The organism is Mycobacterium sp. MS1601 (assembly GCF_001984215.1).
Taxonomy (GTDB): Bacteria; Actinomycetota; Actinomycetes; order Mycobacteriales; family Mycobacteriaceae; genus Mycobacterium.
Genome location: NZ_CP019420.1, coordinates 1,268,833 through 1,281,861 on the forward strand (window position 1 = coordinate 1,268,833; position 13,029 = coordinate 1,281,861).

A 13,029-nucleotide genomic window follows, 5' to 3' on the forward strand; every position below is an offset into this window, starting at 1 on the left:
TTCGAACGTCTGTGCGATACAGTGGCGGACGTGTCGGTTGCAGTTCAGGATTCCCTGTTCGACCATGCCGAACGACGGCAGCTCGAGCACGGTGCGTGGATCGACGTCCGATCTGGATGGATCGAGGACGTCGAGTGGGGCCGCACCCTGTTCGACGAACTCCGTGACGGTATTGCGTGGCGCGCCGAACGCCGCAAGATGTACGACCGGGTGCTCGATGTCCCGAGGCTGGTCAGCTTCCACCATCTGCTCGACGAGCCGGTGCCGCATCCCGCGCTCAAGCAGATGCGCCGTCGGCTCAACGACATCTACGCCGGCGAACTGGGTGAGCCGTTCGTCACCGCGGGTCTGTGCTACTACCGCGACGGCGAAGACAGCGTGGCCTGGCACGGCGACAACATCGGCCGCAGCCGCACCGAGGACACCATGGTGGCGATCGTGAGCCTGGGCGCGGCAAGGACATTCGCTTTGCGGCCGCGTGGCGGCGGGCACTCGCTGCGCATCCAGCACGGGCACGGCGACCTGCTGGTCATGGGCGGCTCGTGTCAGCGCACCTGGGAGCACGCCATCCCGAAGACCACCAAGCCCACCGGACCGCGAATCAGCATCCAGTTCCGCCCGCGCGACGTCCGTTAGGACCGGATCGCCGAGACCGCCTCGGTGAGCAGCGCCTCCGCCCGCGCGGTGTCCACCGGCACCACCGGCTTGTCAGGCAGCACCAGGGGGTTGGCGGTGACGATCACCTGGTAGTCCCCGAAGTGCGCCAGGTAGCTGTAGATCTCGCCGGTCTGCGCCTGCCCGTTGACGGTGGTCTGCAACACCCGGTGCACAGCCTGGGTCTGCACCCCCTCGATCTGCGGCACCTGCGCCACCTCCACGGTGCCGCGCAGCGCGCCGCCGGCGAAGTTGACCTTCTGGCAGTTGTCGGCCGGTTCGACCATCGGCAACTCTTCGTTGGTTTCCATCGCGATGACGATGAACCGCAGCCCCTCACCCTCGGCGGACACCGCCGCCATGTTGCCCTTGAGATCGCCGGGCATCTGCTGGCCGGCGGCGAACTGCGCGCAGTCTGCGGGTTCGAACTTCAGCCCGTCCGGGAGTTTCTGCGCGGACAGCAGTTTCGGGTCGATACCCGTCACGGGCACTTCGGAGACGGTGAACTCCGGGCCGAACGAGGACTTCAGATCCGCCACTTTGGCGATATCGGCCGACGGGCCGTCGGCCGCTTCACCGGAGGACGAACACGCGGCCAGCAGACCGACGCACGAAAGGAGGACCAGCGCTCTGCGATTCCACATCGGAGGTCAATCTACCCACGCAGAGTGTCGACCGTCGTCACCAGCAGGTCACTGGCGTACTGGGGTGGCAGCGGCGGATCCACCGCCCCCGGATCCGTGACCAGCGTCACGAAAACCGCATACTGGTCCACCAGCGCCATGAATGTGTCAGCGCGCGAATCAGTTTCGTTGCCGGACTCCACCCTGGCCCGAATGGTCGCCGCGGTGCCCACGGTTGCGGCGCCGTCGATCACCGGTGCGTCGAGCAGGCTGACCTCGGCCGTCGACGCCCCGTAGGCCATCGACCACCGACCGCACCCGCCGAGCAGCACCGGGTCCAGCCCCGCCTGCGGACGCGGCGGGCCCGTCACCACCACCACGTAGACGATCCCGCCGGCACCCGATCCCGACACCCCGATTGCGGGTCCGTCGGGCGCCGGGTCCACCAGAGCCGCGCACTGCGGCGGTTCGGCCGTCCAGCCTCGTCCGAAGCCCCAGAACGCCACCGGTGACGAGGCGTACCCGCCGACATCGGCGACTTCGTAACCCTCGGGAAGTTCGGGGCGGATCCGTCGGATCCGCTCAGGGTCGACGGTGGCGCCTCGTGCCTGCACGGAGGTCGCCGAAGTGGTCTGGTCGGGAGGTGTCTCGGCCACCTGAGCGCATCCGCCCAGCACAGTCACCGCCAGGACGACCAGCGCCAGTGACCGCACCGGCCCTTACTACCACAGGCGCAGCAGTCAGCGGTTGAGGCGCCAGATGTCGGTCGACATCACCGTGGCGAACGCGCACCACAGCGGGTACGGCGCCAGTGCCAGCCCGGCCGACGAATTCACCTTTGCTGTCCGCCTGGCCAGATCAGCGCTGCTGACGGTAAGGGCACCGGCCGCGACCGCCGACGGACCCAGTTTGTGTGCCTTGAAGAACAGCCAGCTCCAGCCGGCGTTGAGCACCAGATTCACGCCGAGGGCGGCGGTGTACCCCGACACCGATGCCGGATCCTGCGTGCGGAGCTTGTCGATGGTGGCCGCCGAGGTGACCGCGATATCGGTGTAGAGCGACGTCCACGCCACGGGGAAGACCCCGTTTGGCGGTACGTACCTGGGCTTGCGCAACGTCGGGTACCAGGTTTCGACGCCCGCCTTGCTGGCGACGCTTCCGATCACTGCGGCGGCGGCAGTGCCCAATCCGGTGGCGATGAGAGTGCGTGACGGCATGTTCTCGACGGTAGTCCGCCGCAATACCGACGAGCCGGCTTTGCCCACCGTAGGCTTCCCGGGGAGAACCAGCTCGAAGGAGACCACACCGATGAAGAAGTTCACCTCCGTCGCAGGTGCGGGCGTGACCGCGCTCGCACTCGGCCTGGCCCTCGTGGGCTGCGGCTCGGATTCGTCGACCGAGGCCACCTCATCCAGCAGCAGCGCAGAAGAGTCCACGGCGGAGTCCACCTCGGCAGCCGCGGAGTCCACCGAACCGGCTGCACCCGCAGGACCTAACGAGACCATCCAGGACTACATCGTCTCCAACGGAATCCAGGAATCGACGGTCAAGCGCGGTGACCCGGGTGTGCCGGTGGTGAACATGCCGGTGCCGCCCGGCTGGCAACAGCGCGACAACATCCCGGAGGCGCCGTTCGGTGCCATCGTGTTCACCGGCACCGCCGTGCCGGCGAACCCGCCGCGCATTCTGGCCCTGATGTCCAAACTCACCGGCGACGTCGACCCGCAGGCCATCCTCGACTACGCGCCGGGCGAGCTGGAGAACATGCCCGGGTGGCAGCCGATGAACCCGGGCACGCGCAACCAGCTCAGCGGTTTCGACGCCTTCCAGATCGCCGGCGCGTATGCGATCGACGGCCGCAAGGGCATGATCGCGCAGAAGACCGTGGTGATCCCCGCCGACGACGGTGTGTACGTGTTGCAGCTCAACGCCTACTCCGATGAGCAGGAGGCGCCGGTGCTGGGCAACGCGACGCAGGTGATCGACGAACAGACCACCATCACGTTCGAGTAGTCAGGCGCGCGAGATCCTGGACGCCTCCGCCACCAGGTCGGGCGACGGGCGCACCCCGGTGTATCGCGCGAACTGCTCGGCGGCCTGCAGCGCGATCACCTCTGCACCGGTGATCACCTGCTTGCCCGCCGAGCGGGCAGCGACGATCAGCGGCGTCTCCGACGGCAGTGCCACGACGTCGAACACGGTGTCGGCCGCGGCGATCGTCTCGGCACCGAACGGGCAGTCGCGTTCCTCGGGTGCGCCGGCCATGCCCACGGGCGTGACGTTGACGATGATCGAGGCCTCCGCACCGCCGACGTGCGGACGCCAGTGGTAGCCGAGCCTTTCGGCCAGCTCGGGGCCGGCGGTCGGGTTGCGTGCCACCACGGTGCCGTGGTGAAAGCCGTTGTCTCGGAACGCTGAAGCCACGGCGCTGGCCATGCCACCGCTGCCGTGGATCAGCACCGACTGCGCGGGATCGAGGTGGTGGCTGTTGATCAGTTGCTCGATGGCCAGGTAGTCGGTATTGGCTGCGGTCAGCACACCGTCGTCGTTGACGATGGTGTTCACCGAGTTGATCACCCGCGCCGAGTCCTCCACGTGGTCGACGAGAGCGAGCACGTCCTGTTTGAACGGCATGGACACCGAACATCCGCGGATTCCGAGAGCCCGCACGCCGCCGATGGCCGCGACGATGTCGGTGGTGGTGAACGCCTTGTAGAGGAAGTCGAGACCCAACTGGTCGTACAGGTAGTTGTGGAATCTGGTGCCGATGTTGCTGGGTCTGGCGGCCAGCGAGATGCACAGCGTGGTGTCCTTGGACAACGGCGGTCTGGTCATCTGGACTCCTGCTCTACAACGCCCGGATCATCTGGCGCGCAACGTTTTCGATGCGCTTCTCGGTCTCGGGACCGAACGGTACCGTGCTGGGCACGTTGACGACGGTGGTGACGATACCCAGATCCTCTCGCTCCCAGCGGGCGCCGGCGTGGTTGAAGATGGAGCGCATCGCTCGGTTCTCCGACAGCACCCGACCCGAGAAGGTCTTCACTCCGGCAACGTGGGCTGCCACTGTCAGGGCTCCCATCAGATAGGTGCCGATCCCGCGGCCCTGGTACTCGTCGCCGACAGTGAAGGCGATCTCGGCGGTGCTGTTGTCACGTTCGTCGCGCACGTACCGGGCGTCGGCCACCACGTCTCCCGATTCGGTGGTGACCACCCAGACGAAATGGTCCACGTAATCCACCTCGAAGAGGTAGCGCATCAGGCTGGGTGTCGGTGCCCGCGGCGACTGGAACCGCCGGTAGAGCGTCTCGCTGGAGAACTCCACGGGACCGTTGGTGGTGCGCTCGCTGTCGCCGGGCAGCACCGGACGCACCAGCAGCCGGGTGCCGTCGGCAAGGTTCAACGGCACCGGGGTGATGAATGCCGCCAAGCGCTGCCGGGCGGTGCGGATCAGCAGCGCCAGCACGCCGGGTAGTTCGATCAGCTCATCGAAGGCGTCATCGCCGCCCACCCACCCGGTCAGGTCTTCCAAGGCGGTGACCGTGGCCGTGCGCGGAGAGTGGCGCAGCAACGCGATCTCACCGACGATGCGGCCTGGCGCGACGTCGGTCACGAAAGAGTGTCCGTCCTCGCTGCTGTGGCTCACCTCGACACGGCCCGTGTGGATGATCAGGAAGAAATCGGCCGGGTCCCCCTGGGTCATCAGAGTCTCGCCGGCGCCCGCGGTGATCGGCGTCAGCTCGCGGGCCAGCGGATACAGGTCGGCACCGAAGCAGTCTGCGAACACGGTGAGTGCCGCAAGATCGCTTGCGCGCTCGACTAGTCGTTCGGCCACATCGTTCCGTTCTCTGCGATGCGGCCGACGTTACCGGAGTCCGGGCGTGCTTCGGGGCGGTTGAGGCGCAGCGAACAGTCACCCCGTGGTCGTGACGATCTACTCCTGTGACGTGACCGCCGGACTCGACGGCCGGCAGCGGCACCGCTCCGATGACAAATCCACCGAGTCCAGTGCCCTGCTGACGACTTTGCGCAGGGTGCCTCCGTCCCATGCGGCAATCCGGACCGCCCAACCCGCGGCGTTCGGCAGTTCGGTGGTCGCGACGTACACCCGGCGATCTCCGCCGAGCACGCTCAGCGATTCCATGTCCCCGACGGCCCCACACCCGAGGACGTACACCGTGGCGAAGGCCGTTGGCGCCCGGCAGGTCCGCGGAAACGACTCCAGCAGTTGCGCGTCCAGAGCCAGCAACACTTGATCGGATGACTCGATGCGGACCTCGGAGTCATATCCGCCGAACACCTCCGCGTCCAGGTCGGGATGCAACACCACGGCGTCGACCAGCACCGCCTGGCCCCCGGGATCGACGCAGACCCGGGTGCGCTGAAGGTAGCGGGCATACGGGGTGAGGATGCGGGGTGCTGGGTCGAACACCAGCCGGCTCGCGGCGCCGACACGAAGATCGGTGCGCTCGGCCGCCACAGCACCGCCGGGTATGCCGCTGACGGTGGTGGCGCCCTGCCCACGCACCCATGCGCTGCCTCCGTCGACCACCGCGATGTGTTGGGCCACAACGTCACCGGGGATCAGCGTGCCCGCGGCGTTCTGGACGGTCACCGACCCGAGTTTCGGATCAGCGCTGTCGGGGAAGACCCTGCCGACCAGCAGTGGCCAGCGGTGGCGCCGTCTGGTCAGTCTGGTTCGCCCGCCCACGTCGGCGAACATCAGATCCAGCGCGACGCTCACACGAACAGCACCTCGGATTCCAGCACGTCCATCACGGCGTCCACGCCGGCACCACCGCGGGCGCTGATCGCCACCACCGGTCGGCCGCCGCGGACGTCATCGGCCTCCTTGAGCATCAGCTGCAGATCCACTCCCACGTACGGTGCCAGGTCGATCTTGTTGACCACCAACAGATCACAGCGAAGGACACCTGGGCCGCGCTTGCGTGGGATATCGTCGCCGCCCGCGGTGTCGATGACGAACAGCCAGTAGTCCACCAGATCCCGCGAGAACGTCGACGCCAGATTGTCGCCACCGGATTCCAGCAGGATCAGCTCGGTGTCGGGGAACTCGCTCTCCAACTCGTCGGCGGCCGCCATGTTCAGCGACGGGTCCTCACGAATCACGGTGTGCGGGCAGCCTCCGGCTTCCACAGCCCGCACCCGTCTCGGGTCTATCAGGCCAGAGCGGCGAACCCGCTCGGCGTCCTCGGCGGTCACCAGGTCGTTGGTGATCACCGACACCACCCGGCCGCGCTGGGCGAAGCCGGCGAGCAGGGCCTCCACCAGCGCGGTCTTTCCAGACCCGACAGGCCCTCCGATACCGATGCGCGCAGCCGTCATCGCAGCATGAACTTCCTCGAAAAAGGCAGAGTTGCCGGGGCTTCCGCGGTGAGCAGGGTGCCGTCGGCATACACATCGAAGGTGCGCGGATCCACCTCCACCTGCGGCAGTGCACTGTTGCGCACCATGTCGGACTTGCGCAGCCCGCGCACCGAGCTGATGGGCAGCACGTTCTTGCGCAGCCCCAACTGTTGCGGCACACCGGCATCCACGGCCAGTGAGGACATGAACACGAAGCCCAACTCGGCCGCCGCGTCTCCGAGAGCACCCCAGTTGGGCCGCTGGATCACCGGCTCCGACGACGAGATGGAGCCGGCGGCATCGCCCAGCGCCGCCCACGCGATGAACCCGTTCTTGAACACCGCGCGCGGCTTCACTCCGAAGAACGCGGGCTGCCAGATCACCAGATCGGCAACCTTGCCCACTTCCACCGACCCGATGTGCGTGTCCACGCCCACCGAGATCGCCGGATTGATGGTCAGTTTCGCGATGTAGCGTTTGACACGCTCGTTGTCGGCGGCGACGGTGGTCTCTTCGGGCAGCCGGCCCACCCGCTGTTTCATCACGTGCGCCAGTTGCCAGCAGTTGGCGATGTTCTCGGCCACCCGCCCCATGCCCTGGGTGTCGCTGCCGAAGATGGAGATGGCTCCCATATCGTGCAGGAAGTCCTCGGCGACCATGGTCTGAGGCCGGATCCGCGCTTCGGCGAACGCGATGTCCTCCGGGGCCTCCCAGTTCATCAAGTGCGCCAGCATGGTCATCGGCACACCCTCGTCGAGTCCACCGAGGGTGTACGGGTTGGTCGGGTTGGTGGTGCCGGGGATGACGTTGGGGAAGCTGACACAGCGGATCAGGTCCGGCGCATGCCCGCCACCGGCACCTTCGATGTGATAGAGGTGGATGGTTCGGTCGCCGATGGTGTCCATGGTGGTCTCGGAGAAACCGAACTCGTTGATGGAGTCGGTGTGCAGATGCACGGCGAAGTCGGCGGAATCGGCTGCCACCAGGGTCTTGTCGATGATCGCCGGTGAGGCCCCGAAGTCCTCGTGGATCTTCACCGCGCCGGCACCTGCGGCAACCATCTCCAGCACCGCCGCAGGGTCCGAGGAGCCGCGGCCGAACGGCACATAGTTCATCGGCGTGTACTCACCGGCTTTGAGGAACAACCCGAGATTGCGCGGCCCGCCGGTGGCCACCTCGAAGGTGGGGCCCAGCGACCCGCCGATCAGGGTGGTGGTGCCGGTGGACAGGGCGTGTTCGGTCTGCTGCGGGGAGATCAGATGGGCGTGGGTCTCGATCGCACCTGCGGTGACGATCATGCCTTCGGCGGGGATGGGTGTGGTGGCCGTGCCCACCACCATGCCCTCGGTCACACCGGGCATGGTGTCCGGGTTGCCCGCCTTGCCGATACCGACGATCCGACCGGCGCGAATGCCGATGTCCGCCTTGATGATCCCCGCCTTCGCGTCGATGATCAGCGCGTTCATGATGACGTGATCCAGTGCGCCGTCGGACACCTTGGTGGCGGGTCGGTAGCCCTCGCCGTCGCGCACCGACTTTCCTGCGCCGCTGAGCAGTTCATAGCCGGGAATGGTGAGGTCCTGTTCCACCTCGACAAACAGGTCGGAGTCGGCCAGCCGCACCCGGTCACCGGTGGTGGGACCGAACACCCGTGCATAGGCGCGCCGGTCGATAGACGTCATGAAACACCGTCCAGCGCACCATTGACCGCTCCTGAGAAGCCGTGGATCACCCGGTTGCCCGCCATCGGCACCAGCTGGACGTCCACCGGAATTCCTGGCTCGAAGCGCACCCCCGCGCCGGACGCGATGTCCAGTTTGTACCCCCACGCCGCGCGGCGGTCGAATTCCAGCGCGGCGTTGGTCTCGAAGAAGTGGGACTGACTGCGGACCTGGATGTCGCGGTCACCCCGGTTGATCACGGTCAGCGACAGCCGCTCGACTCCCGGGAACAGCTCGACGGGCTCCGGCCCCACCAGGATCTCCCCTGGCTGGATATCGCCTTCTCCCAATGGGATCGGATCGATCAGCGTCACCAGCTTGGTGCCGTCGGCAAATGGAGCGTCAACGGTCAGGATGCGCACCAGCTCCGGCACACCCGGCTCACACTGGTGTGCTGCGAGCAAACCGCATGCCCGATCGATCACCTGGTCGTAGGGCAGGTTCTTGCGGGCATCCAGCAGTACCTCATCGACCAGTAGCGCCACCGCCTCGGGGTGGCTGAGCAGGATGCCCTCACGCAGATTGCGTCGGGCCAGTTCGGCGGCACTGAACAGGGTCAGCCGCTCGATCTCGGTGGGAGTCAGGTTCACACAATCTCCTTCAGCTCGCGAACAACCGGGTGCCGTCACCGCGGCGCTGGGCGGCGATGTCGGCAAAAGCGGTGAACATCGCCGGTTCCCGGCGCGGTTCCCGGCGCAACAAGTCCAGCATCACCGGTGTCGAGGCCGAGGTGACCCGTTGCGCTCCGAGGTGTCCGATGATGCCGAGACGCACTGCTGCACCGGTGATTCCGGAGAGTACCTGCCAAGCAGCAACCGCCTCGGCCGTCTCCAGAGTCAGCCCGGCAGCCCGGAAACAGACGGCCTGCGCCACCGGCAGATGGCCCGGGGTGGTGCCCGCCAGGACCCGAGACCGGTACTCGGCGACCCCGTCGAGCACCGCGGCGAACGTACCCAGGGTGGCTGCCCCGGCGCGCCGCGACGCCAGGCGCAGCACCGACATGACGGCCAGCGCTTCAGCCAGTTCGTCGGCCTCGTCCACGGCGCCCATCGCCCATGCCCGGCGCATCAGCACCCGGTCGCACTGATGCCAGCGGCCCTCCAGTGCCTCGGCGGCAAACCCCGCGACGTCGGCTTCGTCAGCCACCAGGCCGTCGCGGTGTGAGCCCTCCAGTCCCGACGAGAACGCGAAACCGCCCGATGGAAACGCACTGTCGGCAAAACGAATTGCCGACAGCAGCTGCCCCAGGTCAGCCATGTGACACCCGGCCGCTGTCCACCAGCTCGCGGACCCGGGCCAGGTAATCGGCTTCCGGCGCTTCCAGGTGAACCACCAGGACGTCGTCGTGCTGGTCGACCTTCCAGTGCAGGTGCCCGGCCAGGAATCCCAGGCGTAGCGCGGCGGACAGGTCCGTCGCCCGCAGGGTCAGTGTCTGCGGTGCGCCGGCCCGCACCACCACGGCGCGGTCTGATTCCAGCAACAGCACCGCACCGTCGGCCAATTCGCTGTCGCGCGGCAGTACCACCGCATAGTCGGTCCCGGCATCGGAGGTCACCCGCAACCGTCTGCGATCCAGATCGTGGACGTCGAGGTGCACGTACTCCACGGCATGCTGATGCCGCAGCTCGTGCAGGTGCTCCTCGACCGCACGATCTCCTGCCCAGCCGACGATGCGATCCAGAACCTGCAGTGCCATCAAGCCGCCACGGGGGCGATCTTGCCGACCACGTCGGTGTTCTGCTCCAGTGCGAACCCGACCTGGAGGATTTCCGGTTCTGCGAAGGGCTTTCCGAGTATCTGCACCCCGACCGGCAGCCCGGCAGCGGTGAACGCGGCGGGCACCGACAGCGACGGCAACCCGGTGACGTTGGCCGGTGCCGAATACCGGACGTAGGCCGGGGTGGCGGCCTCCTTGCTGCCGTCGGGCCAGGTGATGAACGGGTCCGACCGCAGCGTGGCGGGAGCCACCAGCGTCGGCGCCAGCAGAACGTCGATCGAGTCGAACATGTCCTTCCAGGCCGCTTGGATCAGGGTGCGCAGTCGCAACGCGTTGACGTAATCGGTGGCCAGTTCCGCAGCGCCGGTCTCCAACAGGGTGCGCACCTCGTCGGTGAACTTCTCCGGCGAATTGCGCAGGTAATCCTGGTGATAGGCGGCGGCCTCGGGCATCATGATGGCCCACTCGGTCGAGATGATGTGCTCGGCCAGCGGAATGGTGACCTCCACCAGTTCAGCACCCAGGCCGGCCAGGGTGGCGGCTGCGGACTCGGCAGCCGCGGCGACCTCGGGGTCCAGCTGCTCGTTGTAGTAGTTGACCGGAATGCCGATCTTCTTGCCCGCAACACCGGCGGCGATCCCACTCACCATGTCCGGCACCGGGGTGTCGACACAGGCCGGGTCACGGCGGTCGTATCCGGACATCGCCGACATCACCAGGGCCGAGTCGGTCACGTTGCGACTCAACGGACCGACGTGATCCAGCGACCACGACAATGACGCCACGCCCACACGGGAAGCCCGGCCGTAGGTCGGCTTCAGCCCAACGGTGCCGCACAGCGATGCGGGGATGCGAATGGACCCGCCGGTGTCACTGCCGAGCGCCACGTGCACCACACCCGCCCCCACTGCGGCACCTGAACCGCCGCTGGAACCGCCGGGCGTGCGGTCCGGCGCCCACGGGTTTCCGGTGGTGGGAGTGGTTGCCCCGTAAGCGAACTCGTGGGTGTGAGTCTTACCGATCAGGATCATCCCGGCGTCGTACAGCCTGGCCACCGACGCCGAGTCGGTGTCGGGAACGTAGTTCGCGCGCTGCTCCGAGCTCGAGGTGGTGAGCACGCCCGCGGTGTTGTAGAGGTCTTTGACCGCCAGCGGGATGCCGTGCAGCGGCCCGCGGTAGTTGCCGGCGGCGATCTCCTTCTCGGCGAGCCTCGCCTGCTCCAGTGCCAGGTCTGCGGTGACGGTGACAAACGCCGTCAACAGCGGCTCGGTGGCGGCCAGGCGGTCCAGCGCCGACTGTGTGACCTCGACCGGCGACACCTCCTTGGCTTCGATCTTGGCGGCGACGTCCACGAGCGGGAGTTCGTACAGTTCCATGTGTTTGCCTTTCAGTCCCAGCTGGCCTTGAAGCCGACGGCAGGCACGGTCTCGCCGAGCCCGGGGGTGGACGCCTTGCGGATCAGCGCCAGTGTCGAGGTGTAGGTCTCGTGGTTCTCGGCCAGCCGCTCCGCTGCAACGGGTAGTTCGGCATAGGCGAACACAGCGGCCACATCGTCGAGCGACGGCGTGAACTCATTGTCGGACATCATTTCTCCTTGAGATCGGGTACGGCATCTGCAAGTCCTACGAGTGCTTCGAAGGCACGGCCGGCGCCCAGCACGCCCGGGTCCGATCCCGGCCTGCCCATCAGTTGCAGGCCGACCGGCAGCCCGTCGGCGCCAAAGCCCGCGGGCACGGTCAGCGCGGGCATACCGGTGACGTTGGCCGGGACGGTCAGGGCATTGACCGCCCACAGGATCGGTGTGCTCTGCCCACCGAACGGCACGTCGGTGGCTCCGTAGGGCGGCGCGGTCATCGGGATCGTCGCCGACACCAGCAGGTCGATGCCGGTGTCGAACATCGCCGACATCCCTGCGATCACGGCGGCCCGGCCCCGCAGTCCTTCCAGATAGTCGACGCCGCTGTACGCCGCGCCCACGGCGAGAGCGTCCTGCACGTCGGCACCGAACTTGTCTCGGCTCATCCCGGTCTGCAGGGCGTGCCAGGCGGCGGCCTCGACCCCGCAGACCACCTTCACCACATCGGAGCTCAGCTCCACGTCGCCGAATTCGACGGCCCGGATGGTGGCGCCGGCAGATTCCAGCGTCCGCACCGCGGCCTCGAAGACCTCCGCCACGTCGGGATCCAGCCGATCGCAGAAGTAGGGCTCGGCCACACCGATGGTCAGACCCGCCAGTCCGCGGTCGAATTCGGCGCGGAAGTCGGGTACCGCGGCGGCGCTGCTGTAGGGATCGGCCGGGTCGTGTCCGGCGATGACCTCCAGCAGGGCCACCGCGTCGTCGACGGTGCGGCCCAGCGGCCCGGCGTGGTCCAGGGTGGAGCTCAGGGCGCTGACGCCGCGTCGGCTCACCATGCCGTAGGTCGGTTTGTGCCCGACGACACCGCACAGTGCAGCCGGGATACGGATGGATCCACCGGTGTCGGTACCCAGCCCGCTGGTGACGACTCCTGCCGCGACGGCAGCTCCGGTTCCGCCGCTGGAACCGCCGGGAATGCGGTCCAGTGACCATGGGTTGCGGGTCGGCGGGGTGTTGACGCCGTAGGCGTACTCGTGGGTGGTGGTCTTGCCCAGGATGATGGCCCCCGCTGCCCGCAGCCGCCGGACCGCTTCGGAATCTGTGGCTGCCAGATGCTCGGGGGCTCCCAGCGATCCGTTGCCGGTGCGGTAGCCACCGACGTCGTAGATGTCCTTGACCACCACCGGAAGACCTGCCAGGGATCCGGTGGCTCCCCGGTCGTTCTGCTGCTGCGCCACGGCCAGCGCCTCGTCGGCGAAGACAGCGGCGAAGGCCTGGATCTTGTCCTCGGTGGCCGCGATCCGGGCCAGCGCGGCACGCACCGATTCGACCGGGTCGGCGGCGGTGGTGTCCAGCAGTGTGTCGGTCATG

16 protein-coding genes are annotated in these 13,029 nt (G+C 67.5%); 2 read left to right on the top strand and 14 right to left on the bottom strand.

Annotated elements, in window-relative coordinates; all coding sequences use genetic code 11:
- The first annotated feature begins 30 nt into the window (after positions 1–30).
- Positions 31–636 (top strand): alpha-ketoglutarate-dependent dioxygenase AlkB, encoded by a 606-nt coding sequence (locus BVC93_RS06145; RefSeq protein WP_083740845.1) that lies wholly within the window; start codon positions 31–33, stop codon positions 634–636.
- Here BVC93_RS06145 and BVC93_RS06150 read toward each other — a convergent pair.
- The 3 genes from BVC93_RS06150 to BVC93_RS06160 are packed head-to-tail and all read right to left on the bottom strand — an operon-like array spanning position 633 to position 2,494.
- Complete coding sequence (locus BVC93_RS06150; protein WP_083736389.1) at positions 633–1,298, bottom strand: DUF5642 family protein; 666 nt, start codon at positions 1,296–1,298, stop codon at positions 633–635. The two genes, BVC93_RS06145 and BVC93_RS06150, sit on opposite strands and share 4 nt — an antisense overlap.
- Positions 1,299–1,309: 11 nt before the next feature.
- The gene (locus BVC93_RS06155) at positions 1,310–1,990 is read right to left on the bottom strand and encodes a DUF5642 family protein (protein ID WP_083736390.1); all 681 of its coding nucleotides are present in this window, start codon (positions 1,988–1,990) and stop codon (positions 1,310–1,312) included.
- A 27-nt stretch (positions 1,991–2,017) separates the two neighbouring features.
- Positions 2,018–2,494 (bottom strand): TspO/MBR family protein, encoded by a 477-nt coding sequence (locus tag BVC93_RS06160; protein ID WP_083740846.1) that lies wholly within the window; start codon positions 2,492–2,494, stop codon positions 2,018–2,020.
- Positions 2,495–2,585: 91 nt separating this feature from the next.
- Here BVC93_RS06160 and BVC93_RS06165 point away from each other — a divergent pair, with 91 nt between their 5' ends.
- Positions 2,586–3,290 carry an LpqN/LpqT family lipoprotein gene (locus BVC93_RS06165; RefSeq protein ID WP_083736391.1) on the top strand — a complete coding sequence of 235 codons (705 nt, stop codon included), beginning with the start codon at positions 2,586–2,588 and terminating at the stop codon, positions 3,288–3,290.
- Here the strand turns inward: BVC93_RS06165 and BVC93_RS06170 are convergent, their stop codons facing one another.
- The 11 genes from BVC93_RS06170 to BVC93_RS06220 form a co-directional block, all read right to left on the bottom strand.
- Positions 3,291–4,112 carry a shikimate 5-dehydrogenase gene (locus tag BVC93_RS06170; protein WP_083736392.1) on the bottom strand — a complete coding sequence of 274 codons (822 nt, stop codon included), beginning with the start codon at positions 4,110–4,112 and terminating at the stop codon, positions 3,291–3,293.
- A gap of 13 nt (positions 4,113–4,125) precedes the next feature.
- Positions 4,126–5,112, bottom strand: a complete 987-nt coding sequence (locus BVC93_RS06175; protein ID WP_083736393.1) for a GNAT family N-acetyltransferase — start codon at positions 5,110–5,112, stop codon at positions 4,126–4,128.
- Positions 5,113–5,211: 99 nt separating this feature from the next.
- A complete protein-coding gene (locus BVC93_RS06180) occupies positions 5,212–6,000 on the bottom strand; it encodes an urease accessory protein UreD (protein ID WP_157517183.1) in 789 nt (262 codons plus the stop codon).
- Between the two features lie 17 nt (positions 6,001–6,017).
- Positions 6,018–6,623, bottom strand: a complete 606-nt coding sequence (gene ureG / locus BVC93_RS06185; RefSeq protein ID WP_083736395.1) for an urease accessory protein UreG — start codon at positions 6,621–6,623, stop codon at positions 6,018–6,020.
- A complete protein-coding gene (ureC, locus tag BVC93_RS06190) occupies positions 6,620–8,326 on the bottom strand; it encodes an urease subunit alpha (RefSeq protein WP_083736396.1) in 1,707 nt (568 codons plus the stop codon). Before ureC ends, ureG begins: the two co-directional genes overlap by 4 nt.
- Positions 8,323–8,955, bottom strand: a complete 633-nt coding sequence (gene ureB, locus BVC93_RS06195) for an urease subunit beta (protein ID WP_083736397.1) — start codon at positions 8,953–8,955, stop codon at positions 8,323–8,325. Before ureB ends, ureC begins: the two co-directional genes overlap by 4 nt.
- A gap of 10 nt (positions 8,956–8,965) precedes the next feature.
- Positions 8,966–9,622 (bottom strand): urease accessory protein UreF, encoded by a 657-nt coding sequence (locus BVC93_RS06200; RefSeq protein WP_083736398.1) that lies wholly within the window; start codon positions 9,620–9,622, stop codon positions 8,966–8,968.
- Positions 9,615–10,061 carry an urease accessory protein UreE gene (gene ureE, locus BVC93_RS06205; protein WP_083736399.1) on the bottom strand — a complete coding sequence of 149 codons (447 nt, stop codon included), beginning with the start codon at positions 10,059–10,061 and terminating at the stop codon, positions 9,615–9,617. The genes BVC93_RS06200 and ureE overlap by 8 nt, the downstream gene beginning before the upstream one ends.
- Positions 10,061–11,458 (bottom strand): amidase, encoded by a 1,398-nt coding sequence (locus tag BVC93_RS06210; protein WP_083736400.1) that lies wholly within the window; start codon positions 11,456–11,458, stop codon positions 10,061–10,063. Before BVC93_RS06210 ends, ureE begins: the two co-directional genes overlap by 1 nt.
- A gap of 11 nt (positions 11,459–11,469) precedes the next feature.
- Positions 11,470–11,667 (bottom strand): hypothetical protein, encoded by a 198-nt coding sequence (locus BVC93_RS06215; protein WP_083736401.1) that lies wholly within the window; start codon positions 11,665–11,667, stop codon positions 11,470–11,472.
- Positions 11,667–13,028 (bottom strand): amidase, encoded by a 1,362-nt coding sequence (locus BVC93_RS06220; protein WP_083736402.1) that lies wholly within the window; start codon positions 13,026–13,028, stop codon positions 11,667–11,669. The genes BVC93_RS06215 and BVC93_RS06220 overlap by 1 nt, the downstream gene beginning before the upstream one ends.
- Position 13,029 lies beyond the last annotated feature (1 nt).